At 58.1% G+C, this 22,975-nt stretch carries 31 protein-coding genes; 10 read left to right on the forward strand and 21 right to left on the reverse strand.

Going from position 1 to position 22,975, the window contains the following annotated elements:
- Nucleotides 1-466 precede the first annotated feature (466 nt).
- Both M1D68_RS15770 and M1D68_RS15775 read right to left on the reverse strand, forming a co-directional pair.
- Nucleotides 467-607, reverse strand: a complete 141-nt coding sequence (locus tag M1D68_RS15770; RefSeq protein WP_457967574.1) for a hypothetical protein — start codon at nt 605-607, stop codon at nt 467-469.
- 440 nt (nt 608-1,047) lie between these two features.
- Complete coding sequence (locus M1D68_RS15775) at nt 1,048-2,238, reverse strand: HNH endonuclease (protein WP_457967576.1); 1,191 nt, start codon at nt 2,236-2,238, stop codon at nt 1,048-1,050.
- 393 nt (nt 2,239-2,631) lie between these two features.
- On the opposite strand from M1D68_RS15775, the gene M1D68_RS15780 reads away from it, so the two are divergent.
- The 8 genes from M1D68_RS15780 (at nt 2,632) to M1D68_RS15815 (ending at nt 7,414) form a co-directional block, all read left to right on the forward strand.
- Nucleotides 2,632-3,150 (forward strand): DUF4406 domain-containing protein, encoded by a 519-nt coding sequence (locus M1D68_RS15780; protein WP_457967578.1) that lies wholly within the window; start codon nt 2,632-2,634, stop codon nt 3,148-3,150.
- Between the two features lie 44 nt (nt 3,151-3,194).
- Nucleotides 3,195-3,395, forward strand: coding sequence for a hypothetical protein (locus M1D68_RS15785; RefSeq protein ID WP_457967580.1), 201 nt, complete (start codon nt 3,195-3,197; stop codon nt 3,393-3,395).
- A gap of 72 nt (nt 3,396-3,467) precedes the next feature.
- Complete coding sequence (locus M1D68_RS15790; RefSeq protein WP_457967582.1) at nt 3,468-3,788, forward strand: hypothetical protein; 321 nt, start codon at nt 3,468-3,470, stop codon at nt 3,786-3,788.
- On the forward strand, nt 3,785-4,531 hold the full coding sequence (locus tag M1D68_RS15795; protein WP_457967584.1) for a hypothetical protein: 747 nt from the start codon (nt 3,785-3,787) through the stop codon (nt 4,529-4,531). The genes M1D68_RS15790 and M1D68_RS15795 overlap by 4 nt, the downstream gene beginning before the upstream one ends.
- A gap of 85 nt (nt 4,532-4,616) precedes the next feature.
- A complete protein-coding gene (locus M1D68_RS15800) occupies nt 4,617-4,829 on the forward strand; it encodes a hypothetical protein (RefSeq protein ID WP_083368497.1) in 213 nt (70 codons plus the stop codon).
- Nucleotides 4,829-5,941, forward strand: a complete 1,113-nt coding sequence (locus M1D68_RS15805; protein WP_457970751.1) for a phage integrase Arm DNA-binding domain-containing protein — start codon at nt 4,829-4,831, stop codon at nt 5,939-5,941. The genes M1D68_RS15800 and M1D68_RS15805 overlap by 1 nt, the downstream gene beginning before the upstream one ends.
- Nucleotides 5,942-6,322: 381 nt before the next feature.
- Nucleotides 6,323-6,691 carry a hypothetical protein gene (locus M1D68_RS15810; RefSeq protein WP_434676245.1) on the forward strand — a complete coding sequence of 123 codons (369 nt, stop codon included), beginning with the start codon at nt 6,323-6,325 and terminating at the stop codon, nt 6,689-6,691.
- Between the two features lie 27 nt (nt 6,692-6,718).
- A complete protein-coding gene (locus tag M1D68_RS15815) occupies nt 6,719-7,414 on the forward strand; it encodes an SOS response-associated peptidase family protein (RefSeq protein WP_457967587.1) in 696 nt (231 codons plus the stop codon).
- Here M1D68_RS15815 and M1D68_RS15820 read toward each other — a convergent pair.
- Complete coding sequence (locus M1D68_RS15820; protein WP_457967589.1) at nt 7,392-7,907, reverse strand: lysis system i-spanin subunit Rz; 516 nt, start codon at nt 7,905-7,907, stop codon at nt 7,392-7,394. The two genes, M1D68_RS15815 and M1D68_RS15820, sit on opposite strands and share 23 nt — an antisense overlap.
- Nucleotides 7,904-8,437, reverse strand: a complete 534-nt coding sequence (locus M1D68_RS15825; RefSeq protein ID WP_457967591.1) for a glycoside hydrolase family 19 protein — start codon at nt 8,435-8,437, stop codon at nt 7,904-7,906. Before M1D68_RS15825 ends, M1D68_RS15820 begins: the two co-directional genes overlap by 4 nt.
- 96 nt (nt 8,438-8,533) lie before the next feature.
- Between M1D68_RS15825 and M1D68_RS15830 the strand changes: the two genes are divergently transcribed.
- Nucleotides 8,534-9,649: an acyltransferase family protein gene (locus tag M1D68_RS15830; protein WP_457967593.1), complete on the forward strand. Its 1,116-nt coding sequence runs from the start codon at nt 8,534-8,536 to the stop codon at nt 9,647-9,649.
- Nucleotides 9,646-10,470 carry an alpha/beta hydrolase family protein gene (locus M1D68_RS15835; RefSeq protein ID WP_457967595.1) on the forward strand — a complete coding sequence of 275 codons (825 nt, stop codon included), beginning with the start codon at nt 9,646-9,648 and terminating at the stop codon, nt 10,468-10,470. The genes M1D68_RS15830 and M1D68_RS15835 overlap by 4 nt, the downstream gene beginning before the upstream one ends.
- Before the next feature lie 183 nt (nt 10,471-10,653).
- On the opposite strand, the gene M1D68_RS15840 is transcribed toward M1D68_RS15835, so the two are convergent.
- From M1D68_RS15840 to M1D68_RS15920, 17 genes are all read right to left on the reverse strand, one after another.
- Nucleotides 10,654-11,784 (reverse strand): hypothetical protein, encoded by a 1,131-nt coding sequence (locus M1D68_RS15840; protein WP_457967597.1) that lies wholly within the window; start codon nt 11,782-11,784, stop codon nt 10,654-10,656.
- Nucleotide 11,785: 1 nt separating this feature from the next.
- Nucleotides 11,786-12,427, reverse strand: a complete 642-nt coding sequence (locus M1D68_RS15845) for a DUF2612 domain-containing protein (protein ID WP_457967599.1) — start codon at nt 12,425-12,427, stop codon at nt 11,786-11,788.
- Nucleotides 12,427-13,641 (reverse strand): baseplate J/gp47 family protein, encoded by a 1,215-nt coding sequence (locus M1D68_RS15850; protein ID WP_457967601.1) that lies wholly within the window; start codon nt 13,639-13,641, stop codon nt 12,427-12,429. Before M1D68_RS15850 ends, M1D68_RS15845 begins: the two co-directional genes overlap by 1 nt.
- Nucleotides 13,634-13,981, reverse strand: coding sequence for a hypothetical protein (locus M1D68_RS15855; protein WP_457967603.1), 348 nt, complete (start codon nt 13,979-13,981; stop codon nt 13,634-13,636). The genes M1D68_RS15850 and M1D68_RS15855 overlap by 8 nt, the downstream gene beginning before the upstream one ends.
- The gene (locus tag M1D68_RS15860) at nt 13,978-14,685 is read right to left on the reverse strand and encodes a Gp138 family membrane-puncturing spike protein (RefSeq protein ID WP_457967605.1); all 708 of its coding nucleotides are present in this window, start codon (nt 14,683-14,685) and stop codon (nt 13,978-13,980) included. The genes M1D68_RS15855 and M1D68_RS15860 overlap by 4 nt, the downstream gene beginning before the upstream one ends.
- Nucleotides 14,686-14,718: 33 nt before the next feature.
- On the reverse strand, nt 14,719-15,090 hold the full coding sequence (locus M1D68_RS15865; RefSeq protein ID WP_457967607.1) for a hypothetical protein: 372 nt from the start codon (nt 15,088-15,090) through the stop codon (nt 14,719-14,721).
- Between the two features lie 55 nt (nt 15,091-15,145).
- Complete coding sequence (locus tag M1D68_RS15870) at nt 15,146-16,561, reverse strand: baseplate hub protein (RefSeq protein WP_457967608.1); 1,416 nt, start codon at nt 16,559-16,561, stop codon at nt 15,146-15,148.
- On the reverse strand, nt 16,558-16,866 hold the full coding sequence (locus tag M1D68_RS15875) for a phage baseplate plug family protein (RefSeq protein ID WP_457967610.1): 309 nt from the start codon (nt 16,864-16,866) through the stop codon (nt 16,558-16,560). The genes M1D68_RS15870 and M1D68_RS15875 overlap by 4 nt, the downstream gene beginning before the upstream one ends.
- Nucleotides 16,866-17,522, reverse strand: a complete 657-nt coding sequence (locus M1D68_RS15880) for a phage baseplate protein (protein ID WP_457967612.1) — start codon at nt 17,520-17,522, stop codon at nt 16,866-16,868. The genes M1D68_RS15875 and M1D68_RS15880 overlap by 1 nt, the downstream gene beginning before the upstream one ends.
- 2 nt (nt 17,523-17,524) lie before the next feature.
- Nucleotides 17,525-18,922 (reverse strand): hypothetical protein, encoded by a 1,398-nt coding sequence (locus M1D68_RS15885; RefSeq protein WP_457967614.1) that lies wholly within the window; start codon nt 18,920-18,922, stop codon nt 17,525-17,527.
- A gap of 156 nt (nt 18,923-19,078) precedes the next feature.
- On the reverse strand, nt 19,079-19,480 hold the full coding sequence (locus tag M1D68_RS15890) for a hypothetical protein (protein WP_457967616.1): 402 nt from the start codon (nt 19,478-19,480) through the stop codon (nt 19,079-19,081).
- A gap of 3 nt (nt 19,481-19,483) precedes the next feature.
- A complete protein-coding gene (locus M1D68_RS15895) occupies nt 19,484-19,891 on the reverse strand; it encodes a hypothetical protein (RefSeq protein WP_457967618.1) in 408 nt (135 codons plus the stop codon).
- 10 nt (nt 19,892-19,901) lie between these two features.
- Nucleotides 19,902-21,044, reverse strand: coding sequence for a DUF3383 family protein (locus M1D68_RS15900; protein WP_457967620.1), 1,143 nt, complete (start codon nt 21,042-21,044; stop codon nt 19,902-19,904).
- Between the two features lie 19 nt (nt 21,045-21,063).
- Nucleotides 21,064-21,609 (reverse strand): phage neck terminator protein, encoded by a 546-nt coding sequence (locus M1D68_RS15905; protein WP_457967622.1) that lies wholly within the window; start codon nt 21,607-21,609, stop codon nt 21,064-21,066.
- Nucleotides 21,599-21,952, reverse strand: coding sequence for a hypothetical protein (locus tag M1D68_RS15910; RefSeq protein ID WP_457967624.1), 354 nt, complete (start codon nt 21,950-21,952; stop codon nt 21,599-21,601). Before M1D68_RS15910 ends, M1D68_RS15905 begins: the two co-directional genes overlap by 11 nt.
- Entirely contained in the window at nt 21,949-22,548 is a 600-nt protein-coding gene (locus M1D68_RS15915; RefSeq protein ID WP_457967626.1) for a hypothetical protein, read from the reverse strand. Before M1D68_RS15915 ends, M1D68_RS15910 begins: the two co-directional genes overlap by 4 nt.
- Nucleotides 22,548-22,967, reverse strand: coding sequence for a DUF4054 domain-containing protein (locus M1D68_RS15920; RefSeq protein WP_457967628.1), 420 nt, complete (start codon nt 22,965-22,967; stop codon nt 22,548-22,550). The genes M1D68_RS15915 and M1D68_RS15920 overlap by 1 nt, the downstream gene beginning before the upstream one ends.
- Nucleotides 22,968-22,975: the final 8 nt, after the last annotated feature.

Genomic DNA, 22,975 nt, shown 5'->3' on the forward strand with positions numbered 1-22,975 from the left:
GCTCCCCGGTGCTCGTGTCGACAATGATCATGTCCCACCAGGTGTCACTGGGGGCGGTTGTAAGCTTGTATAAGCGACCAGCGACAAGATCAACGTCACGGAGCTTACGATTCAAAGAACTGGCAGTGCCTACCCAATACCTGAGTTCCAGTCGATGCCTACCCGCAGTGAGTCGATATTCTGTCTGGGTAGCGAGTGCAAAATTGGTTTTCCTGCCGTCAACACTGGCAATGAACAGTGATTTGTTGGTTAGGCCGATACGCGCAACGTCAGAATCCGGTAATCCTTCAGCTGCTTTTTCGGTGTATGAGATACAGCCACTGGTGGCAGTAATTACCAGGGCGATTGCTAAGGCTCGTAGCGCGCGCGCTTTCGACATATCTGCATCCAATCCATGTGGAATATTCGCAGCATTCAATCCTAATCAAAACCAAATTGCCACCACCGGTCACGGAGGGCGGCAATGCTACCAGGTGATCGCAACCAGGGTGCCTTGAGCAATGGCTGCTACGGAAGCAAAACCTGCGGCCACCTTGTTCCATTTAGTCTGCGCCTGCGCGGTAGCTACGAGATCAGTTTCAAAACCGCTTTCGTCGATCCATACCAAGTGACTCCCTGGAATTTTCGCAGGTATTTTTGCAATAGCGGACTTCGCCCAGCAGAAACAGGAAATTATCGAGCACGCGCAAAGCAATACGGTAAGACACAACTTAAGACTGTTCATTGAATACCTTAGTTTTCGAGTCTATTTACCCCACTTCAACGAATCACGCCAGCCGGCGTGGATCAGTCGCAGTCCAACTGCTCCGCAATCAGCCCCGCCGACTCCGTGTAGGCAGCAAGGTCAATGACCTGGCGAAGGAAAACAACCATCGCAAGCTTCTGGGTGCTGTCGGGTAACCCTACCCATTCAAGCATCGCCCTCGCGTCTTCCTATTGCCGCGAGCGCATCTACGTCGCTTTGCAGTCTCATGCCGACCTCCGGTCAGTGTGAGCTCTACAAGTCATAGCCATTAATTACGAATCACGCCAACCGATGAGGCCTGTCTATGCGCCTTTGAAGATTTTCTCGCGGTGGTATTTTAGAAAGGTCCGCTGGAGAGGATCAAAAGCACCAACATTTGGGGTCCCGGCCAATCCCCATGCCTGCGCGACGGAGCTTGCCTGTGCTGAAATCAGGACCCGCCCATCATCTGAAAAGGATATCCAACCCCTATCGAACAATTTATCTACGTGAGGGGATAGCAAGAGACCGTTACTGCCACTGAGGCGCTCCTCGTTATCAGAGTCTCTCCAAGGTTTGATATGACTTGCCACCAGAAACGCTAGGTTATCGACACCCGTGAGCCGGCATCGTTTTTCCTGTTGAGCTACCCGCATCCTGAAAATCCCTTGCCCTATCCTAGAGCGGACTAACTGCTGCTTTTCAGTTTCGGGGATATCAGAAGACCGGAGAACCTGTTCCTGGAGCGCGTTTTCTCCCTCAATCTCGACTTCATTAACGGTCTGGACTGCGGTCGGGTCGACTTCGCAGACCAAGCTGAGAATTAAATTGCCAAGCTCCTGCGATATACTCGCGAGATAGATTCCTTGGTTGCCATCCCCGTTTTTCTGAATTGGAGAATATTTCTCAGGGAGCAACGGCGCTATCCGATCAAGATAGTGTTTGGGACGTAGGGGTGTCTTCAGCGGCATCCATTCCACCGAAACCTGCCATCCGGAATGTCCCCAATACTCAGCTGCTTCCCAATGAGTTTTCGGAATGGGTGCATCGACATGGCCATGAGTCACGACACCAATAGACTTGATGACGCCGTTTGCATAGGAAATGATCCGGTCGCCGACTTTCGCCTTCGTAAGGTTCAAGTACCCCTCATTGGAGTCGCCATTCTTTTTTGTCTTGGGTGCCCAAATGTACCCGCCAGAGTATTCATCAAGGTGGGTTTGCTTATGGTTGACCCACCAATAACGATGCGCTGGCCTGGAAGGACTTTGGGAAGCACGACGAAATACCGCGATTTCATTTTCCCTATCAACCGAGCATTCCCACCCAGCAGAAATCCAAAGGTGGGCCCAAGTATGGCTGTCTTCGGTACGTGAGTTCGCCCACCAAGCGTCATGGTTCCTTGCGCTGGGTGGCAGGCCACTTACTAAGGAGTCGATGTGCGTAAATGTCAGCTCGACGGAGTCCTCTAACTGGGCTTTCAGATGATTTGCTAATGGCGCGTATTTGCTCATGCTCACCTCCTTGTCTGTAGTAGGAGCATATTGACATCACGTCGCGACCGCAACAGCGTCAGCCCGCCGCCAATGGCAGCTCTTGCAGGAGCCAACGACCCGTGGCGCGTTGAGGAACGGCAGGCAGTAGCGGCATAACTCAGGACCATGGAACGGCTGAAATATAGTCGGACAGCCAGGCGAAGGCGCGAAAAATCAGATCGACCAGGATCTGGTACATCAGCTCTTCAAGTGCTCGTTTCATGCAGTAGCGCTCCGGTGCAGGTATGAGTCGATGATGCCGTCACGACTCTTCGGTATGCGCACTTTGAAGCGACCGCCTTCACTGATCCTCTTGGGCTTTTTCCAACCTCCCACTCTACCGCCCGGGCATGCCCCGGCAAGGACATAGCCATGCCCGCAGAAAACCGAAACCACCCAGAAGACCACGCCGCCATTGAGCGCCTGCACCAGCAGCACGCCGAGCGATTCTCGGATCAGCTCATCGCTTTCCAGGACCAGGCCTATGCGATGGGTATGAATCGCGGCATGCAGCTGGCCAAGGGCGGCGTCACGCTCGCTGCCGCCCGCTCCAACCGCCTGTACCTGGCCGGGCCCATGACTGGCTTCGAAGACTTCAACTTCTCGGCCTTCAACGCGATGGACGCCGAGCTGCGCGCCCGGGGCTACGTCGTTGAGAACCCAGCAGAGCATGGCGTCGTCGAGGAAGCCGACTGGGCCGACTACATGGCCTATGACTTGACCCGCCTCGGCCTCTGCGGTCAGATCGCGGTGTTGCCCGGCTGGGAGAACTCTAAAGGCGCCCGGCTCGAAGTGCACATTGCCCGCGAGCTCGGCATGCGGGTTGTGAATGCCCTTGATCTGGTATCGAAGGTGAATGCCGCAGTACCAACATTTTCCGAGCTGATGTAAAAAGTACAGCTGTTATTTCAGACATTGTCTGGATCCCGACCAACATGCAGATCATTCGTACTGGAACAATTTTGACTGGCGAATACGCCGGTTGGACGATAGAAATTCAGGATGACCGCGCAGGTGAAACCGGAGGTTATTACCTGTTCCTGGTCCAGAACGAATCCAATGGTTTCGATTCTTGGTTTGAACTCATAGAGCAGCTGCAGCAACAGATTTCAGAACTCGACGTTCGCTGGAATTAGCGCCTCACTCTTTCGTTTCACCCCTCCCATCCCCCCTTCAAAGTCAGCCGCTATAGCGGCAAGGACGAAGTCATGTCTGAAGAAAATGTTTTGATCCAGTCGATGCCAGTTGAGCGTGACTCTACAGGGTGCTGGACACACCCGGCCTGGCCATCAACCGAAGACGACCTGATTCCGTACGCATGGTTTGACGCGCGCGGCCTGGAAGCTCGCGAACTGGCCTTCGAATACGACGCGCCAGAAGAGGTTCAGGCGTCTTGGCTCTCGGAGGGTATCGCCGACTGCGCGGCCTGGGACTCGACCGTTCCAGTCGGTGAAGGGTGGTTCATCTTCTCAATCCACGATACCGAGGACGGCCCGATCTGCGTGTGGGTAAGGCCGGTGACGCCATGACCGCTATCAAGGAACGGCCGATCCTGTTCTCGGCGCCGATGGTGCGCGCCATCCTGCAAGACCGGAAGACGGTGACGCGGCGGGTAATCAAGCCGCAACCGAACTGGGACGGAAAATGGTTCCAGTGGGACGGCCATGCGCCAAACAGTAAGGATGGCGCAGTTGGCGGGAATACCATCGAAGCCGCCGACCTCATGTGCTGGGGCTCACCTTATGGCAAGCCCGGCGACCGGCTGTGGGTGCGCGAAACCACCGAGGCGGACTACGCCAACGGCGCCGTCCTCTCGCGATATGCCGCCGACGGGGAGCCGGTCCTGTACGCCGGCTGCGGAGATCCCGAGTACAACGGTTCTGTTGCCCACTGGAATTATCCGCGAAAGTCCCGTCCGAGCATCCACATGCAGCGCTGGACAAGCCGCATCCTGCTGGAGATCACCGACGTGCGCGTCGAGCGTTTGCAGGACATCACCAATGAGCAGGCCCAGGCCGAGGGCTGTTTCTTCACCGACTACGGCCAGGCCTGCTTCCACGGCGGGCGGGGCATCCGTGACGCAACCGAGTGCGAATACCCGGCCAGCAAACACCAGCAGCGCCCAGGCTGGATGTGGGACAAGACGAACAGCCACGAACAGTGCCTCGACTCGGCGCGCAACGCCTTCGGCAACCTGTGGCAAAGCGTCGGCGGGGACTGGAATGCCAACCCCTGGGTCTGGGTCGTCGAGTTCAAGCGGGTGACGCCATGATCCTCCCCCTGCTCTACATGGCCCACCTGATATCAGCCTAACCCCTCACCACCTTCTGCCGCCACGCGCGGCATGGAGCACACCAATGAAGAAAGAGCTGATCAAGATCAGTGAATTCCAGCGCCGGCGCTGGGGTGAAAACGGCACACCACCCTGCCCCCAGGCGATCCGCAACTACATCCGCAACGGCCAGGTGCCCGGCGAGCAAATCGGCAAACTCTGGTACGTTGATTGGACAGCATTCAGCCGGTCGGACGGTAATGACTTGGTCGCAATGGTATTGAAAGGAGCTGCATGATGGTGCCACGGCCGCGCAACAAGGCGAACAAGAACCTCCCGCAGAACCTTTACTTCGATGCGCGGCGCTCGACTTATCGATATCGCCGCCCTACTGATGGCAAGTGGTTCCCGTTCGGCTCGGACCGGGTCAAAGCGATCGATGCAGCAAAGCAACTGAATTTGGAGTTCATGCGCGGCGCAGACCTAGTGGGCGCCGTGCTAGGCAGTTCATCCGCAACCTTTTCCGGATTTCTGGACCATTACGAAGCCAAGGTGCTTCCGCCGCGCGAGCTTGCCAAGGGCACCCTGGGCCTGTACGCAGTCCACTTCCGCCGCTTTCGAAAACACTTCGAAGGCAAGGCCGTGGATCTAATCACGATCCGCATGATCGCCGAAATGCTGGATGTGCTAACTCCGCGCACGGCAAATCAGTGCCGGGCGCTGCTGATCGACATCTTCAACCACGCAGCGGTCAAGGGCTTATGCCCGGATAACCCAGCGGCCAGCACCATCAACCGGATCGAGAAGAAGCAGCGCAAGCGGCACACCGTCGAGGTTCTGAAGGCCATTCGAGAAAAGTCGCCGGCCTGGCTGCAGAACGCAATCGATCAAGCGCTGATCACCGCGCAGCGGCGTACCGACATTCTGAACATGCGATTTGATGGGGTTCGGGAGGGTTATCTGTACGTGGTACAGCAGAAGACGGCCAAGGCCAGCGATGCTGCTTGGATTCGGTTCAAGGTGACCGAAGAACTTCAAGCCGTCATCAGCCGGTGCCGGGATGATATTGCTTCCCCGTACCTGGTCCACCGGCGCCCGGATCGCCTGAAACAGAAGCAAGCGCAGACGAAGGATCATTGGACACAGGTCGAAGAGCGGTATTTAACGCGAGCCTTCAAAGAGGCTCGGGAACTGGCAGGGTGTTACAAGGGGTGGAGGGAAGAAGAAATGCCGGGCTTCCACGAAGTGCGAGCGTTGTCGCTGCACCTGTACCAAAAAGCCGGCAAGGATGGCCAGACAATCGCCGGTCACGCCAGCGAGAGCATGACCAGGAACTACCAGAAGGATCACGCAGATATCGTGTGGTCGGAGGCAATCCCCGACCTGAATATCAGCGAAATCACGGGTTAGTTTTGCGCGAGTTTTGCGCAGGTTTTGCGCAGACACAAAAAAGCCGATCTATCTGATCGGCTTAAGTGTCTGATTTTTATCAGATAATATGGTCGGGACGGAGTGATTCGAACACTCGACCCCTAGCACCCCATGCTTGAAAACGGGTCAAAAGCCCAGCATTTATTGGCTCTCCTCACGGCGCTCGCTGCAAACAGTGCCCTACTGAGCCAAACAGGAATCAGCGAATCCCCGAAAAAGTCCCATCGCCTTTTTTGCACCGTCCTCCGGCGTCCTGCCGACCGAACACAATCCAAACCCTACAGCTCGTCGCCTCGCCCTCGCCCAGATCATCGCGCCTCGATTACTGTATATCCAAACAGTATCAAGCAAGGCATGGTCATGGACCCGTATGAAATCGAAGACACCAGCGACTGGCTGGGTACCCCCACCCCCCTGGAAATGTACAAGCACTCTTGCCTCATGCTAGAGAACGAGGTGCAGGAGCTCACGACCCAGTTGCGCAAAGCGCGCCAGGACATTTTCGGTTTGATCGAAATGCACGCCGCTGAAGCCAAAGAATGCGCGAAGCTTCGAGCTAAGCTGAAGGCGGTGGAGAAGACTCTGAGCGACCATTATCTGGAGCACACGACCTTAACGAACGCGGCGAGGTCGAAGATAGCAGGCCAGAGCGCCTTGATTGCCGAGCTATACAATCGACTGAAAGTATATGAGGGCGACAGCCTTCCTGATGTGATACTCGGGCAATGAGTGAATCGGATCACCTGAGGGGTTTATATGTGCGGACGACTCTCCCAATACACCGGCATCCACGACTTCGTGGCTGTACTGAGCCTCATGCCCGACGCCCTGGTCAGCACAATTGGTGATCAGCCCCTGGGTCGGTACAACGGCGCGCCGTCGCAACAGCTTGCCCTACTCCACCAGGAAGACGAAACACTGCATGCTGACCTGGTGCGATGGGGCTGGCGCCCAGCTTGGGCCAAAGACCGCGCTGCACCTATCAACGCCCGGGTGGAGAAAGTGGCCCATGGCCCGTTCTACCGGCCGATCTGGCCGAACCGTGCCATAACGCCGATCAACAACTGGTTTGAATGGGTCGATGAGGGTGGCCCCAAGAAGCAGCCCTATCTGATCCGCCGAAGAGACCAGGCACCGGTCCTTTGCGCCTCCATCGGCCAGTTCCCCACCGGCGGCCGGGAGCCGGGCGAGCACGACGGCTTCGTCATCATCACCGCCGACAGCGCGGGCGGCATGGTCGACATCCACGACCGCCGCCCCGTGGTGCTGACGCCAGAGCTTGCCCGGGAATGGCTTGACCCGGTCACACCGAAGGAACGCGCAGAGCAAATAGCTCTGCACCAGGGCGAACCGGCTGAGGCTTTCGAGTGGTTTAAGGTGGATCGCGCTATCGGCAATGTTCGCAACCAGGGCCCGGAGCTGATCAGGCCTATCGCCGACTCACTTCTTTAGCGTAGGCCTGGCACGCCCGCAGCGCGATCAGCCCCCGGTCGCCGGCGTCGGTGATGGCGATAATTCGTTGAGCATGCGCTGGGTCAAGTTGGGCTCTTGCTCTTCCATGAACCACGCCGCTGGCGCTGGGGGTGGCAGGCATTGGGCTGCAACTGGCTGGATCCTCGGTAAGGAGGACTGACAGCCGGACATCAGCAGTGGCAAGGCGATCGCGCAGACGATCTTGATCACGCCGGGCATTGCTCAGCTCCTTATAGTGGGTTTGTTCGCTAGCCGACAGCTGCTGCTCCAGGGCCAGGCGCTTGACTTGCTCTGCCTGGGCCTGGGCGGCGGCCGCGCTGCTGATCTTGTCCAGGTCGGACTGGTGCAGTCCCGCCTGCTCAGCCAGCCGACCGCCATACCGCCAATCCTGGATCTTCCATGTCGCGCTCATAGCCAGGATCAACGCCAAGGCCACGGCCGCAATCATCAGCTTCAGCGAGGTCGTACTCATGCCAGCACCGCCTGAGCCTTTTTCCAAAGAGCCAGTCGATCGGCCAGCCCGTTGAGCCCACCATTAATTCGGCGGGTGATTCTTTCGAACTCGCCGGCATCCGCAAGGGTGTTCAGCCCGCGAGTTGACCAGAACCACGCAGCCGACATAGCCGCATGCTCGGGCTGCTCTAGCAGCTCAGGTTGATTGATCAGGTCAAGGGCCAGCGCTTCACCGCACTCCGCGTAATTGGCTCGGCCGGTGACTTGGATCAGGCCTCGCCCCCGATACTTCGACCCATCGCCCTTTTCCGTATTGCCAAGATCGGAACGCCCTTCGTACCTGGCCTGTTGCGCGGTCGGGCCCCATATCTCACGCACCCACAGCAACTGACCAGACTCGTGGCCGACCTGGGCGATAAAGGCGGCCACACGCTGGCGGCCAATAATCTGGTACCGGCCCATAGCTGTGTTGAGGGCAGGCGCAAAAACGCCGGCTTTGGCGCCGGCGTTCGGGAGGATCTGCAGCAACTGCTGCGCGGTAACTGGCATGGCTTTCTCCGGGCCAAAAAACCCGCGCTAGGCGGGCATAGTGCCACCCCGTATGATGTACCGGGTCCGACACAATCAATGGAATGGAAACTCACTTTGTCTCGTATCACTCCTGACCAATCGCAGCAGCTGGATTCCATCCGGGCGCTGTCTGCACTGGTGGTGCTGCTCGGCCACACAAACCAAACGATCCTGTTGCCGACGCTAAAAGCAGGCTCGGTTTTCGTTGGCTTCTTCACTCAACTTTCAGTGATGGTGTTCTTCGTGCTCAGCGGCTTCCTCATCGGGAAGTCGGTCTGCAACAACATCGCAAAGAATCAAGGCTTCAGCATCAAGCAGTACGCGAGAGACAGAGCACTTAGGCTTTATCCGCCCCTGGTTGCGGCAATGATCCTGATTGCTCTGTTGGCTGCCCTCGCCCCGTTATTTTTCCCTTCCGGAACTCAACAACTGTTGACGATACCTGGCGCGAAATTCGTGAGAACCGAGTTCACAGCAGTCGCTAAACAGTTGTTCGGCGCATTGGCGTTTCTCAACGAGTTCAAAACCACAACACCAACCGCAAACGGCCCTTTATGGAGTTTGTCGATTGAGGCTTGGTATTACGTAGTTGCTGCCGCCTTATTTTTGTGGCCTTCGCGGAAGGCAGCGGCAATCGCTCTTTTGGTAATCACGATCATTATCACGCGTAAGAACCAGCTGTTTTATATGTTGGCTCCCATATGGTTCTCTGGGTTCGCCCTGGCGTTCCTGCACCAGCGCACACCGCAAATGAACAACAGGCTATTCGGTTGGTTGTTTGTGTTGCTTACCGCCGCCGTTGCCCTGGCAGTCGCTCTTGTTCTGTTCGCGGAGCCTCTCGGCAACGGCATATGGTTGGATCGAATGAATCACTTCCGGTTGATTTCTGGCCTGTGGTTCGCTTCCTTCATGGCCCTTATCATGGGTGGCGGCGCGCGATTCCCTGTACTATTCCACAAGCAAGCCGGGTACTCCTACACTCTTTACGTTATCCACTTCCCCATAATGCTGTTCATCCTCGGCGCTACTCAGCAATATATTTATGGATCAGTGACGAACTCTGTAATCGTCGGCGCGCTAACCATTGTCTTCTCAATCGCAGCTGCCAAATTAATCGCCCACTACGCTGAGAACAAAAAGCTTCTCCGTTCGCTTGCCCTGAACACCAAGAGACTGGTTACCTCAAAATGATTGATTTAAAAAGCATCACTTTTGCCTTAACAATACTGCTGCCTGCTATCGCATCAGCAGATGATTACACTATTGACAAAACAAAATCAGGCGTCGAGTACGGATATCACCAAGGCGAACCGAACGGTCCGCTTCTGATAGTTATTACGACCGACATAAAGGAATCAATGACCAATACTTACAGCCCTATTGGAAAGATTTTGGCCGCCAAGGGCTATAGCGTAGCGGCTGTTGATGTTCCATGCCACGGCAAGGACACAAGCAAAAAAGAAGGAACTGGTTTGGAATGTTGGCGAGCCAGAGCAGACAAAACCAGCGGCAACATTTTCGAGAGCTATATAAACAATCTAAACTCTGTGCTCGGCGATGTAGCAAACAAACATAAAGCTCGCCTAGCGAACGTCACCGTCCTCGGCGTATCTCGTGGCGGATACATCGCAATGAAGGCGGCTGCCGAAATACCGGGTATCGATACCGTAATCGCCATGGCTCCCGTAACCGATGTATTCCGCTTGCGAGAGTTCGATAATTCCAAAGCCAATAAATCGGTATACAGCCTGACACCTTATTACCAGGCCCTTTCGAAGAAACACCTATTTATCCAGATCAACAATGATGACGACAGGGTTGGAACTACGGAAACCTTGTCCTTGGTTTCCGGAATAACGAAGGCGGGGAACCCAGACGCCGTGGATCTGACTGCAATCGTGACACCAAAGAAAGGGCACTCAACGAGCGAGCATGACATAGCCGCTGCGTGGGCCCTGGCACAGCAACAGCGGGCGACCACAACGGACAAGCAAATGTCTGCCCCTAAGTAGCAACGGTGCCTTCCGGAGGCAACCATATCTTCTGCGAAAAGTCCCATCGGCAAGACATGCTATCGGGAGCCGATCCAACCTCCACTCCCGCGGGGTAAGGATGCGGTGACTCTGGCAACAACTCCCCTCCCATGGCACCTAGATAGGTGCCTTGGTCATTTACAAAGAATTTCAGTTCTCCACTCATCCGATCACCCTCGCAGTAAACCGCCAGTTTGAAGCCGTGGCACCAAACCGAAAGCCAGTGGTTTTGGTTGGCAACAGCATTGCTACAGAACCGATTCCAAAAGTAACTTGAGTGGTCGTTTCTCCGTACCAGAATATTCCGACCGAGATGTCTGTTCCTGAAGAATTCTGATACCAGTTCCCACGATGAATCACGTCTCCGGGCGACCAGCCACCTTCGGCAGTAAGGCAAACAAAGCTGAACTCAACCATGAACGGAATTACGCCGAGGTTGTGGTTGAAAACTGCTTGAGCACCTGGAGTAATAGGATATGGTCCTGAGACAACTCCGGATATTTTTGTCTGCAAACCGCTGGGAACTACTGCACGTATGGTATCGGTACCCGCTGTAGTTTCTGCACTTGTCGCAAGCTCGACAACACCCTGAGCAGTGGTACTTGCCTGGCCTGGCGTGATGGTAGACCAAGCACGCCAAGCGCCAGTGCCAAACACTGTGGTCCTGTTCCACAGTACCCCAGAAGAGTCAGCAAGAATCTGCGCACGACCTAGGGAACTGTTGCGCTCCAAATGCAGCAATGTTCCTAGCAATCCAGTCGACGGCAGGGTTCCGCCAGTCCCTGACGAAACGGTATACACGCCTGATGCGGTGATGGTGTCTGCATTTTCAGCATTCGGCCCAATTCCGCCGAGACCAAAGTCGCCAATCCGAGCAAGTCTCCCAGCCGTGGCGTCAAGCGTTGAGGCGGTCGCAGCCGACGCTAGCCCAGCTGGAGTCACGGCGCGAACAGCATCGGCCCCCGCTTGCGTCTCGGCAGATGTTGCCAGCTCGACGATGCCCTTTACGGTTGTCGATGCATCCGGAGGGTTTGGCGCAAGGCTGCCGATAATAGTCGTCAGGGCGCTGTAATACTGAGACGCACCTACCGAGTCAACGGCGCCATTCGCAACAAGACCGGCAGCACTCAAGAGCGATTGAAAGAAGCCTTCCTTGTCGTTCGCCCAGTCTTTTTCGAGATACGATCCGTCCTTTGCGTCAGGAGTTGTTCTGTTTTTAAACGACCCTTGAGGGTAGCCGGCGGTTGGGTTGCTGAATCGACCCGGGTAGCGCTCGTTAAGCTTCAACGACATGTTAAGCCCCTATATATCCTGCAAATTCTGCGTCTTCGTCACCGAACTCAGCATCTACATCGCCGAACTCGACCATTTCGAATCCCTCAAGGAACCCGTTGAATCTCACTGCCTGCGGCTTCGGGACCAGCCCTGCGTTGAGTAGCGCAAACCGCTCCAGATTGGTGATCTGCCCGTAAAACTCGATGCTGAACGACATATCTTCGCCGTCGGTTACGCGCAGAACTTCGGCGTTCGGAACCAGAAAATTCATCCCGTCCAGGATGTTCTCTATGGTGGCGTCGCCGTTGTTCTTGATGATCTTGGCCTTGATGACCAGGCGGTAAAGTTCGTCCGATAGCTGTCCGTCTTGATCAATCGTCAGGGCGCTGAACATGGCCTCGTCATCACCAAACTCATCGCCGTCAGTCAGGTCGAACAGCCCAGGGTCCATCGGTATCGAGCCGACAAAACTGCGAGCAACAACGACGATGCGACCAAGCACGCTCAGCTGTTCACCGCTTGCGTTGTCGATGTCGTAGCTTTTTCGGACCGCCTCCGCCGCGTCCTCGATACTCCCGCCCAGCGTCCTTGCGATCTGGTACCAGTCCACCGCCTTGGGCTTGTCTCTGTACTGCGCGTAGATGCGGTCTGGGATGTTCATCAGGTGATCACCACGGTGATGTTGCTCTCGGTCCACCGGGACATCTGGTTGTAGGCAATCGTCACGTTGGCCGAGCCGCCGTTGAGCAGGAGGAGTGTCACGTAGCTGTTGCCATAGGCGCCGATGACTTTGTTGATTGGGGTGAACATGCTGCTGTACGGCACGCTTTCCCCGATATCGAACCCGCTGATCTTGAAGCCGATGTCAGCCGGGATCAGGTCGCCGGCGGCGTATTCCATCACCGCCTCCTTGATGAGCTGGTCCGCGTTCGGTGGCAGGGTCCCGTCATTTGCTACGTTGATGACAGTGATCATGTCCACGTAAATAGGACGGCTCGCCCGGATCAGCTTCTGGTTGGTCGGATATTTCGGCGACGTGACCAGCACCTCGAACGGCGTACCAGCCTGATAAAGCAATGCTCCGGGGTTTTTCTTGAGATAAATCGCCATGGCGACATCGTCGTCGGTTCCGCCATCGATCACAGGGGCGATCGAATGGGCGGGAAGCCCATGCGGGTTGTCGGCAGTGACGGCCGCGCTATTGGTGTCGTTCTCGTAGACCTTGACGCGCCGAACCCCGGAGACCCCGAACAGCTCGCCAATCATCGAGTCGATCTGGTTGTTGCCAGGCCGGCCGACTGCCGTTGCGCGCGTAACGCGGAGCTGTTCATCCCGTTGGGCGTCAGTGCCGGGGGTGGCTGGGTCGGCGTTGTTCACCGACGCCAGGCCGGCCACCACGTCCACGATGCGAGTGATGGTGTCTGCGTCTGCCTGGGTTGGACCTGCGACGGTGCAGGTTGCATTGACCGTGGCCGACCCCGAGCCATCTGCCGTGACGGTTTGATCTGTCGACCAGCGACTGCCAGTGACGACCGACTCGAACCGGTTCCCCTTCAAAATCACGGTGCCTGGGGTAGCCGTAAGCGTCAGCTCTACACTCGAGCGCGACCCGCTGGAGCGGATGGTGCCGGTCAGTGAGCAAATAATGTCGAGGTCGTTGCCCTTGGCCTTGTTCGGGTCTTTCGAGTTGTACGCACGCTGCAGCGTTTCATCCAGGGCGTAGAAGATCTCGGCGTCATGCGCCATCTTCAGGCCGTCGGGCGTGGATGGATCGAGGTTCCAGAGCGGATCAATGTCCACGTAGAACTGACGTTCCTGGGCGAACCACTCGTTCTGCGTCTGTAGCACGTAGCCGGTCGAAGTCAGGCTAGCCATTCAGTGTTACCTCGTCCGTGCCGAACTCAGTGAGTATTCCAGCGGTCACGCTGTAGCGGCGGGTGGTGATGTCGAAATCGGCGGAGAAGCTGGTGAGGCGGATCACGCCGGGCGTGTTGGCGATGCGCGCCCTCAATGCGGCCTCGGCGGCAGACAAGTTGGTGAACTTGCCGAGGATCTGCTCGTACCACGGCGTGCCGTCGGTGATGTCGCGGAAGTACTCGCCCAGGAACAGGCGGAGCCTGGTCATTACCGTCTGGGCGATCTCTTCTTTGCCGCTGATGAACTGTTGGCCGCGCGTCACGATGTCGCCGTTTTCGTCCAGTCTGCGAACGGTCATGTCACTGGTGCTCCACTTGTTCCGGATCCAGGCGTAACGCCGGACGTCCTGTGATTTTTCAGGGAAATACCGGTGGCCGTAATCACGTCGCCGTCCGGTGTGATCTTCAGCCCGTTGATCAGGAACGACCCGTCAGCCAGCAGTTGAAACATGCCGGCGCCGTTCTGCATAAGGGTTGTGCCGTCGGCCAGAACATCGAACTTGGCTACCCCGTTATCCATGGAGATGCTGTTGTCGTTCTTCAGCCAAACGAATTGAGTGCCAGCCCGGTTTCTAAGGCGCACGCCGTTGTTCTGGAAGGCCGGCAACGCGTTTGGGCGTGACCTGAACCCTGGCAGGAACATGGCGTCCTGCAGGTTGTGGAAGCGACCAATGGGATTGGCCGCCACCCCGCCGCTTTGCACCCAGCCGTCAATGCAGCGCTGGGAGAACAGAATGTCACCCTCGCACCCAGGATCAATTTGATACTCGACGCAGTAATCGCCGCCTGGGAAATAAACTGGCGTCTCGATTATTGGCTTGAGCATGAACTCGGCATCATTGATGTCTACCCTGACGATACCGACCTGGACCTGGGCAAGCTGGGTAACCGGGTCAAAGGTCAGGATGTGCCCGGGAATTGAGGTGTGCACCCCTTTCATCAGCTCACGGAAAGCGTCGCGGATCAGCCTCGCCTGCTTTGCGCGGCCTTCTGGTTCCATCATTCAGCCACCCCCGCCGCGCCGGAGGCGGCGGCATCATTCAATAATTAGGTTTTCCGCTCGCCACACATCACCATTGAGGTCGCCCTTCATGATTGCTGTGTAGTAATGGCGGAGGATTTGACCGGATTCGCCTTGCACCTCGACGTAGCTGTCGATAGCGTACTGGCACGGCCCGAGCTCGCGAATGTTGACGCCGGCGGTCTTGTATGGCGGGAACTTCGCCGTGGCTGGGTTTGCGACCTTAGCGCGGACAAACCTTCCCGACATCACGTAGGCCGTGGCGCTGTAGCACTTCGTCGCCGCTGGCGCTTCCTGGTTGGCATCCGCTCCGAGCGCGCTCGCACTGGCAGAAAACACCAGGACGATAGCTGCCCCGCCGAACAACAAACCTCTTCCTCTTTTCATGATCACCACACCTTGATTGATGACCTGACATTTATCAGGTCAACGGCATCGGGGTCTAGCGGACAAACTGCTGACCACGCATATAGGAGGTGTTCACGGAGGCCACGGCCTCGCCACGGGTGATGAATCCGTTGTGGTTCACGTCAAGACCTGAGTTCGCCGCATACTCACGCTGATACGGGCCTGAATCACGCTCCCACATCACATACGAGTCCGGACGCCCAACAGCCACAGGCCATAGGACAGCCAGGTAAGCATCACCCAGGTTGCGGATGCGTCCAGAATACGGCTGAAAGTAGGACTCGACGAAATCAAGCTGGCGAACCGCTGTCATCCGCGCAAGCTGCGCAGTAGACGTGCCCAGGCCTCGCGCTGTGGACTCGATGAACTGGATCAGGCCCGTTGCCGTGCTTCCCGGGTTGCGGGCCGCAGGGCTGAAGGTGTAGCCAGTTTCGAACCCCATCACAGCCATGAGCCAATTCGGGTCCATGGACAGTCGGTCGGCAATCTCCCGCACCTTGACGCGGAACGCCTGGTCAACCCTGGCGCCCCAAATCAGCTTCCCGTTTTCTTTGGTGGCCGTCTCCGTTGCCATTGGCGTGGTGCCCGCGCGGAGCCCGTCGATTTCGGTACGCCACAGGTCACTATGCGAATCGCCTGCGTGCTTCATGGCGAAGATGTTGTATTCGCCATTAGCCGTGGCATCGCCGCTCAGCTCGGAAACGAACAGGTTGCCAGTGTTAAAGGTGGCGAACTCGCTCTGTACGTTTATCCTCCCATTGGCTCGGAGCGATGGGTTCAGCTGGACGGCAACGAACACGCCGAGACCGTCGGGCCCGCGCGAAACCTCTGGGATACCGATCATTCCGCTGAACTGATCTACCTGGACCAATGAGGTGGTGCGCGGCATGTTTGGTTTCGTGACGATGATACGACCCCGATCTTGCATCCATTCGAATTTGTAGGCGTAAGCCAGAGTGTTCATTGCTGCGGGAATGTCGCCATCTACAACCAGGCCCGACGATAGAGGCTTGGCGTCGGCGAATTGCGTGTTATCCATCTCGATCGGCAGGGGCCACGCAGCAGCCAGGGCGCGGATAACCTCTTCTACTCTTGTCCCTACGCCGAACGACAGCTGAGAGGAAGATCGGTCAACAGCAGGCTGTCCCGATTTGCATATCAAGCGGGTGATTATCTCCGGCGCTCCAGGCTCACGCTCACGCAACACGTTCGTCACAAACCCGGTAAACACCGCATCGACGTTGTCGTCATAGCCAGCGCGCAACACGATGCTGGATCGTTGAGCGATCTGTGAGCCCTTGTTCATGTTGTAAAGTCGGATATCTGCAAAAGAAATTGCATTCTGCGGCGCGATATCGATATTGAACTGGACGCGGAACTGGCGGCGCCCCGACTGCGGGCTGATATAGGGCTGGCCGTTGATATCAATCGACCAAACACGCTCTCTCATATTTCCACCAGTGGGGGAATCCAAACGAGGAAGTTCTCTACGCCGAGGTTGTCCAGCGTGACGTCGTTACCGGTGAAGACCATCTGACCGATGCCGGTGCGATAGCTCTGGATGATGTCGCTGCCAGGCTCAAGCATTGCGCCGGGCACAATCCGGCTGCCATCGCGCAGAAGGTTCATCGACCAGGCCGGCTCGTCGAGGTACGACACATAGTCGACCTCAAAGGCGATCAGGTTGTCACCGAGCTGGACCGAAAATCGCTGGTGGGCATTCGCGGCGCCTGGGAGGAGCGGGATCACAAGCATTAAACCACCCCATCAATTATGTTGTTCACAGCACTCGAAACAGCCTCGTTCGCCTCCTTGGCGATTGCTTGGCCCTTTTCAATTGCCCGAGCCAGCGCGCTCTTAGATGGATCTCCATCCCGCAATTGAGGCAGTGAGCACTCGGTATCACGGACTATCCGGTCAAGACTGATTACTTCTTGAAGCTCGGCGACGAATTCCAGGCCTCCCTCGTTGCGCGGCTCCTTGGTCCTCGACAGGCGGGTGATAGCCATGTTCTTGAGCAAGATGTCCCCGGCGTCAATGTCGAAGGGATCGTATGACCTCATGAGCCACAGCAGGAAGTCGAGCGTCGTGCTCGCTCTGGTCTCGTCGCTACCGGCCAGGAAGCCAGCCGACAGGCCGGCCACGGTCGAAACAATTGGGTTGTCCGTCAGGTTGGATAGCGCGCCGCCCAAGAAGTCCGTCAGCTGAACCTTCACCGGGTTGTTGCTGATTGCTCCGGTCATCACCCACTTGAATGGATTCAAGATGCGGTGGTCCGCAATCCTGACGCCCGACTCAATCGGAACAGAGGTGATAGTCACCGTAGCCTCGAACGTATCCTCCAGCACCGCGTCGAACGAGTAGCCGGCAATGGTCGGCGCCTGGCGCGTGAAGATATTGATGATGCTCAAGGCTATCGCTCCGTGGTGGTCTTCAGGTCGCTCAGGGTTTCGTAGTTCTGCCGCTCGTTGACCTGCATGATTTTTGTCTCCAGCGCCTGGCCGTCGAGCTGAAGCGTCACGCCAAGCTGGTTCTCAACCTTGATCGGCGCGCGACTCAGTGCTCCGGCCAGGGCCTCAGCGGTAGCCTGGCGGTCCTCTTCTGGAGTTGACGAGGCTTCCGGCGGCAGGCTGTCCGACGCAGACCGGTCGCGGTGGTTGAGGTAGTCGATATCGTCCTGGGAGCGAATAACCTGGCCGCTGTATGTTTGCGGCTCTTCCTCCGCTGGTGGCGGGGTGTATGTCGGACTTTCACCTCCGAACAGCAGCTCCATAGGCCCCTTGATCCGATCAAGACCGGTTGCGCTCTTCAGCAGCTCATCGAAGCCGCGAGAGGCCTCGCCGTACCCGGGCACGTATTCGTCGAGCGTCCTGTTGAGCACGTTCGCACCGATTGCGCTGCCCGTTATCGCGACACCCGCCGTCCCTGCCTTGCTTACTGCCCCGCCAACCGTCCCGAGACCAAGCTTTGCGGCTGCCGCCCCCGTGAGGGCCGCCGTCGCCGAACCGCCCAGCGCCGCAGTGGCTCCGGCATTGTCGGCCGCATAATCAACGGCTTTGCTGATTTCTGGCCGGTACTCTTTGAGAAAGTTATTAACTGCGTCTCCAGCACCGACCAGGCTCGGCAGAAACTTATCTGCCAGCTCATTCTTGATGCCCTCGATGATCAGGCCAAACTCGCTGGAGTTCTCGGCCAGCTTCCTTGCGTCATCGGTCAGTTGGTCGACGCTGCCAGTCAGCCCGCTGGCGCGCTTCATGGTGTCGTCGAGCTTTTCCACGCCACCGGCCAGCGAGCGAAACGCCGCATCCGAGAGGCCCAGGGAGCTCTGAACGACCGAGCGCTGGCCCTCATCCAGGTTCGGAATCATGGCCGACAGCGCGCGCATGAACTCTTCGCCGGTCTGCGTCTCGTAAAGCGTGCTCACGTCCAGGCCGGCCATTGCCAGATCATTGATCGGCCCGGCATCGCCCTTGAGGCGCAAGTTGTTCTGGATCTCCTCGAAGCGCTGCAGGGTATCCAGCGCGTCAGCCGCATCACCCCCCATCAGCTTGATGGCGTTGCCGTAGTTGTACACGGCGGCCTGGGATGTGCGCAGGTTCTGCGTAGACATCGCCAGCTTATCCACGCGCCCGGCCACGCCGACAATCGAGCCGGCGGCCGCACCGAAGGCGCCAACCAGTGCCGCCGAAATACTCAGCGCTCCGGACTTGATACCGTTGAGGCTGGCGTTGATCTTCTTGTCGCCCGCCTCAAGGGCCTTTGTGTCATAGCCGATGCCGATCAGGAACGACTTCAGGACTTTGCTAGCCATTCTTCACAGCCTCGTATTGATCCCACAGTTCGTCCATGGCTTGGTTGAAGCGCTCGACGTCCGCTATGGAGAGTGTTCCGTCAGCGAGTTGCGACCAGGTGCAGAGCGGCGGGCAGATGCCCACGACCCCAACACATGGCCGCATGAGGAACCAATTTACTGAACTGCGCTTGCCGCCTCGTCCTGCCGAGCGTCTTTTGCGGCGCTTGGCAGCCAGTCGAAAAAATCGGAGAGATTCCAGCGCAGCAGCTCGGCGAGGAGCTGGTTGTAGTGGACCATCCGACCGCCGAAGTCGACGACGGTGACCGGGCGCTCCGTGCCGTTGATGAAGACGCGAGTCATGAGCACCTGCGCGACCTGAGCCTTCACGTCCTGACGCATCGACATGAACATCATGGAGAGGACGTTGCTGTCCACCTCCACGCTGGCCTGGGCCGCAGTGGCGAATCGCTCCAGCACGGCGGCGGACAGCAGGGACATCAGGCGGTCCTGATCGACAGCGCTTGCCATGGCGGCGTTGTACAGCGCGCCGCCGACGGTGAATTGTTTCACGCTCATCTATCAGCCCCTTGTCGCTTCCCAGATGTTGAACTGCATCGTGAACTGGTCGTCCGTGATGGTTGAACCGGCCCGGCCGCGCTGGCCATCGTTCACGATCACCCCTTCCGAGCCCAGGGCTGTTTCCAGCGTGCCGATCTGGGTAAAGGTCAGCGTGACGTTGGCGTTGGAGTTGAGCAGGCCCTGCACGTAAGCAGAGTCTGCCGAGCCGGGATTGAGGAAGATATTCACCTCCCGGCCCGGGTTGATGCGGTCGAGGCGGATTGCGTTGCCGCCCTGCCCTCGGCGCAACTGGCTTCGGGCATCGATCGGCGCGTCCGTGAATGGGGTTGCGGTGTCACCCCAGTCCTGGATCTGCCGGCCATTGATGGTGACAACGCAAAGGTCTGTCGAAAAATTACTCAGGCTCATGGGTCACCTATTAATAAACGTCGAGATCGACGTCGACAATGTGGATAGCGCCGGCACGGAACAGGCGTATTCGCAGCGGGGCCGACTTGCGGGCGTTGCGATCAGCTTCCGACAAGTCGAGGATGTCTTCCGGCTGAGTCAGGATCTCGAAGCCAGCGGTGTACTTCTCGAGACCGTCGTCCGGGTCGATGTAGTTGCGCGGGCCCAGGTAGCCGTTGTTGATGAACTGCTGCATGGTCGCCCGGGCAGCGCCGATCAAAACAGCCTGGCCGACCGGGGTCTGGGCAAGCTTGGTGGTCTGGTTGGCGACAGCGTTGTAGAGCGCCGTGGTCAGGAAGTTCACGCACGCGTCGAGGTTCACTACGTCGTCGATGAATTCGCCGTAGGTGCTGTGCGTGGTGGTGTTCAGCCAGCGCCCAGAATCGATCGAGCCCTGGTTGTCCACGACGGTGTAGAACGTCGCTTTCTTCGTGGCGCTCTGCATCGCGGTATAGGCGGTGCCGTCCAGCGACTCCGCAGGTACGCCCGGCGATTTCTTGAATTCGCCGGTGATGGTCGACCGGTCAGCGCTGTAGTTCACCGCGGCGAAGTGCTTGGCCAGCGCCGAGCCGGAATAGGCGTCAGTCGCGTGCGCAGCGGTGTAGACGTGGCGGAAGCCGGCCGTGGTCAGCTGGGTGGCGATGTCGTCAACGTCGCTCGGGTCGCGGATCTCAACGACCGACGCGCCGGCCTGGTTGTCGATGAACATGCTGGTGCTGTCTTCGCACCATTGGGCGATCGCCAGAACGTCCGCCTTCACGGCCAGAATCGGCGCGGTCCACATGGTCCAGTACCACCAGAGCATGTTGCGGGCCTTGTTCAGGGTCGCGACGCGCGTTGCGTCGGCGGTCGCTGCGCCCCAGACCTTCAGCTCGCGGGTGGCGGGAATGCCGCCGAGCCAGCGTTGAGCGGCCTTGTAAGTCTCGGTGGTGTCGGCGAAGTCTTCCGCCAGCGCAGGCAGCGAGAAGTACGTCCGGTACGTGTCAGCGACGAAGCCAGCCGGCAGTTCGGTTTCAGGGGCGAACAGCATGGCGCTGGCAAAGTTCGCATTGCCCAGGCCTGCCGGGCTGATCCGGGCATTAATCCGGATGATGTTGGTAGCTGGATAGCTCACTGTGCTAGCTCCAATGGGTTTATGTAGGGTCGACTTCGACGGTGAAGGTCTGGAGGACCTCGGCTTTCTCGTTCTCCAGCGCAACGGTGGCGCTGAGAATGTTGTTGACGACCGGCAGGCTGCTGGTCTCGTACATCAGGCGCAGGGTGATCTGCGCCCGCTGCTCGAAGTTGGCCGATTGCAGGCTGGTGAGGTTGTTCACGCCGTCGGCGCTGTTCCAGCCGATCTTGGCCTTGAACAGCATGATGCTGATGTCGGGTCGCTTGTTGGCCTGCTTGAGGCGCTCGGCGTACATCAGGGCCTCGCCGCGGTAGAAGTTCACGCTGCACGAACACATGATCTGCGCCCGCACTTCGAACTCAACCAGGTCGCCCGGGATATCGCGCGAGGTTACGTTTGCCTGGCCGCGCTCGCCAACATACTGCCTCGGCGTGATCGTTGCGTACGCGCCCTCTGGCGCTGGCATGCTGCCCGGTCCGGCTTGGTCGGCCAGGATGCACTCAGGCACCCCGGTCGCCAGCATCACGATGGGCCGCAGCTTCGCGAAAAATTCTTCATTGGTCATCGATGCGCACCACGACTACCTTGCAGTAGTTCCGCCAGTACCGGTTGTCACACATGGTTGCCTTCCATTGCTGACCGATGAATTCCCATGTCCCGGTCTGATCGATGCCCTGCATATCGCCCTGGTTGATGTAGATCCGCCGGACGTCGGTGATGCGCTCCCCGGCTTGCCGGATGAAATCCACCTCCCGGTCGCTGGCAGGCTGGATGTTCACGATGTAGGGGGTCGTCACCGCTGCGCCAGGAACCCAAATACCATCGACGAAGCCGCCGCCGGATGTTGTTCGCGAGGCGGCGACACTGACAAACACGTCATCAATGTGGCCCTGCATGTTCAGGCTCATTCAAGACCCTCCGTTACCGGCCCGACCGATACCTTGTGCGTGACTGATTGGCGCATGGCGCCGGAGTCAATGAGCGGGTTGCTGCTACCTTTCTTGCGGATGGTCGAAGCGGCGTTGGGCGGGGTTTTCAGTTCGGTCATGTAGACCTTCGCCGCGGCCGCAGCCACTACGCCGACCGTGTCGAGGATTTGATCCATCGACTGCCCCGCCTCCATGCCGTCTTGAATGGTCAGCAGCACCTCGGGCGTAGCGCTTGCAACTCCGGGCTCAAGCCAGGGCCGAGCCGGGATGTCGATCGTATGCGCCTGGGTCACGCCAAGCTCCATGTAACCGGCGCCCTTCTTCAGGAACCGGACCTCATCGCGGTCGGCTGCGGCCTTGCTGGCGTATCCGTAGGAGGTGCCACCCGGGTGCTTGATCTCGGCGCCGAACTCATGAGTCGCGCCCAAGCCGGCCATGGTGATATCGCCCGATTCAACGTTGCCGGCCTCCTCATGGATGCCGACCGTGACGACCTTGTCCGACTTCAGGGCATTCAGCTCTTTCGTGAGCTCGTCTTGCAGCTCTTGGAAGCCTTGGATGTCGAGGGTGATCATCAGACCGCCTTGGCGCCCATCCCGGCGCGCTTCTTGAGCCGATAGAACTGCTGGCCGTAGTTGGTGTAGGTGAGCCAGTCGGTACCGGCGTCCATCATCGCGGGCACGCGATAGCCTATTGACTCATCGCCGACCGACTTCTGGGCCACGTTGAGGCGGGCTTCCGAGTTCGGCGTGCCGTCGGCGCCGAGCGCCCCGAAGTTCGTCGACAGCCAGTGCGCGGCGTAGTACTTCATGCCGCGCCATTTGAAGTTACAGCAGGTAAGCTCAAGCGCCCCCCAGCGGGAGGAGCCAGTTTCGGTATCCGCCTCGCAAAGCGCTTCGGCGAGCATGGCGTCAGGCCATTTGGTCGCATCGACGAACGCCTTCATCAGCGGATCGGCGCGAAAGGCCGCGATCATTTCCGGAGTGATTTGCATGCGTTCAC

The sequence above is a fragment of the Pseudomonas sp. R4-84 genome, from assembly GCF_054130985.1.

What these genes read in the sequence shown, in the direction of transcription:
- M1D68_RS15895 (WP_457967618.1), bottom strand. Translation starts at nt 19,891, where the DNA reads ATGAGCCTGAGTAATTTTTCGACAGACCTTTGCGTTGTCACCATCAAT.
- M1D68_RS15885 (WP_457967614.1), bottom strand. Translation starts at nt 18,922, where the DNA reads ATGGCTAGCAAAGTCCTGAAGTCGTTCCTGATCGGCATCGGCTATGAC.
- M1D68_RS15795 (WP_457967584.1), top strand. Translation starts at nt 3,785, where the DNA reads ATGACCGCTATCAAGGAACGGCCGATCCTGTTCTCGGCGCCGATGGTG.
- M1D68_RS15825 (WP_457967591.1), bottom strand. Translation starts at nt 8,437, where the DNA reads ATGCCAGTTACCGCGCAGCAGTTGCTGCAGATCCTCCCGAACGCCGGC.
- M1D68_RS15850 (WP_457967601.1), bottom strand. Translation starts at nt 13,641, where the DNA reads ATGGCTAGCCTGACTTCGACCGGCTACGTGCTACAGACGCAGAACGAG.
- M1D68_RS15845 (WP_457967599.1), bottom strand. Translation starts at nt 12,427, where the DNA reads ATGAACATCCCAGACCGCATCTACGCGCAGTACAGAGACAAGCCCAAG.
- M1D68_RS15785 (WP_457967580.1), top strand. Translation starts at nt 3,195, where the DNA reads ATGCAGATCATTCGTACTGGAACAATTTTGACTGGCGAATACGCCGGT.
- M1D68_RS15910 (WP_457967624.1), bottom strand. Translation starts at nt 21,952, where the DNA reads ATGAGCCTGAACATGCAGGGCCACATTGATGACGTGTTTGTCAGTGTC.
- M1D68_RS15860 (WP_457967605.1), bottom strand. Translation starts at nt 14,685, where the DNA reads ATGATGGAACCAGAAGGCCGCGCAAAGCAGGCGAGGCTGATCCGCGAC.
- M1D68_RS15805 (WP_457970751.1), top strand. Translation starts at nt 4,829, where the DNA reads ATGGTGCCACGGCCGCGCAACAAGGCGAACAAGAACCTCCCGCAGAAC.
- M1D68_RS15855 (WP_457967603.1), bottom strand. Translation starts at nt 13,981, where the DNA reads ATGACCGTTCGCAGACTGGACGAAAACGGCGACATCGTGACGCGCGGC.
- M1D68_RS15835 (WP_457967595.1), top strand. Translation starts at nt 9,646, where the DNA reads ATGATTGATTTAAAAAGCATCACTTTTGCCTTAACAATACTGCTGCCT.
- M1D68_RS15875 (WP_457967610.1), bottom strand. Translation starts at nt 16,866, where the DNA reads ATGCTTGTGATCCCGCTCCTCCCAGGCGCCGCGAATGCCCACCAGCGA.
- M1D68_RS15800 (WP_083368497.1), top strand. Translation starts at nt 4,617, where the DNA reads ATGAAGAAAGAGCTGATCAAGATCAGTGAATTCCAGCGCCGGCGCTGG.
- M1D68_RS15775 (WP_457967576.1), bottom strand. Translation starts at nt 2,238, where the DNA reads ATGAGCAAATACGCGCCATTAGCAAATCATCTGAAAGCCCAGTTAGAG.
- M1D68_RS15840 (WP_457967597.1), bottom strand. Translation starts at nt 11,784, where the DNA reads ATGTCGTTGAAGCTTAACGAGCGCTACCCGGGTCGATTCAGCAACCCA.
- M1D68_RS15890 (WP_457967616.1), bottom strand. Translation starts at nt 19,480, where the DNA reads ATGAGCGTGAAACAATTCACCGTCGGCGGCGCGCTGTACAACGCCGCC.
- M1D68_RS15915 (WP_457967626.1), bottom strand. Translation starts at nt 22,548, where the DNA reads ATGATCACCCTCGACATCCAAGGCTTCCAAGAGCTGCAAGACGAGCTC.
- M1D68_RS15790 (WP_457967582.1), top strand. Translation starts at nt 3,468, where the DNA reads ATGTCTGAAGAAAATGTTTTGATCCAGTCGATGCCAGTTGAGCGTGAC.
- M1D68_RS15865 (WP_457967607.1), bottom strand. Translation starts at nt 15,090, where the DNA reads ATGAAAAGAGGAAGAGGTTTGTTGTTCGGCGGGGCAGCTATCGTCCTG.
- M1D68_RS15870 (WP_457967608.1), bottom strand. Translation starts at nt 16,561, where the DNA reads ATGAGAGAGCGTGTTTGGTCGATTGATATCAACGGCCAGCCCTATATC.
- M1D68_RS15820 (WP_457967589.1), bottom strand. Translation starts at nt 7,907, where the DNA reads ATGAGTACGACCTCGCTGAAGCTGATGATTGCGGCCGTGGCCTTGGCG.
- M1D68_RS15810 (WP_434676245.1), top strand. Translation starts at nt 6,323, where the DNA reads ATGGACCCGTATGAAATCGAAGACACCAGCGACTGGCTGGGTACCCCC.
- M1D68_RS15815 (WP_457967587.1), top strand. Translation starts at nt 6,719, where the DNA reads ATGTGCGGACGACTCTCCCAATACACCGGCATCCACGACTTCGTGGCT.
- M1D68_RS15920 (WP_457967628.1), bottom strand. Translation starts at nt 22,967, where the DNA reads ATGCAAATCACTCCGGAAATGATCGCGGCCTTTCGCGCCGATCCGCTG.
- M1D68_RS15780 (WP_457967578.1), top strand. Translation starts at nt 2,632, where the DNA reads ATGCCCGCAGAAAACCGAAACCACCCAGAAGACCACGCCGCCATTGAG.
- M1D68_RS15905 (WP_457967622.1), bottom strand. Translation starts at nt 21,609, where the DNA reads ATGACCAATGAAGAATTTTTCGCGAAGCTGCGGCCCATCGTGATGCTG.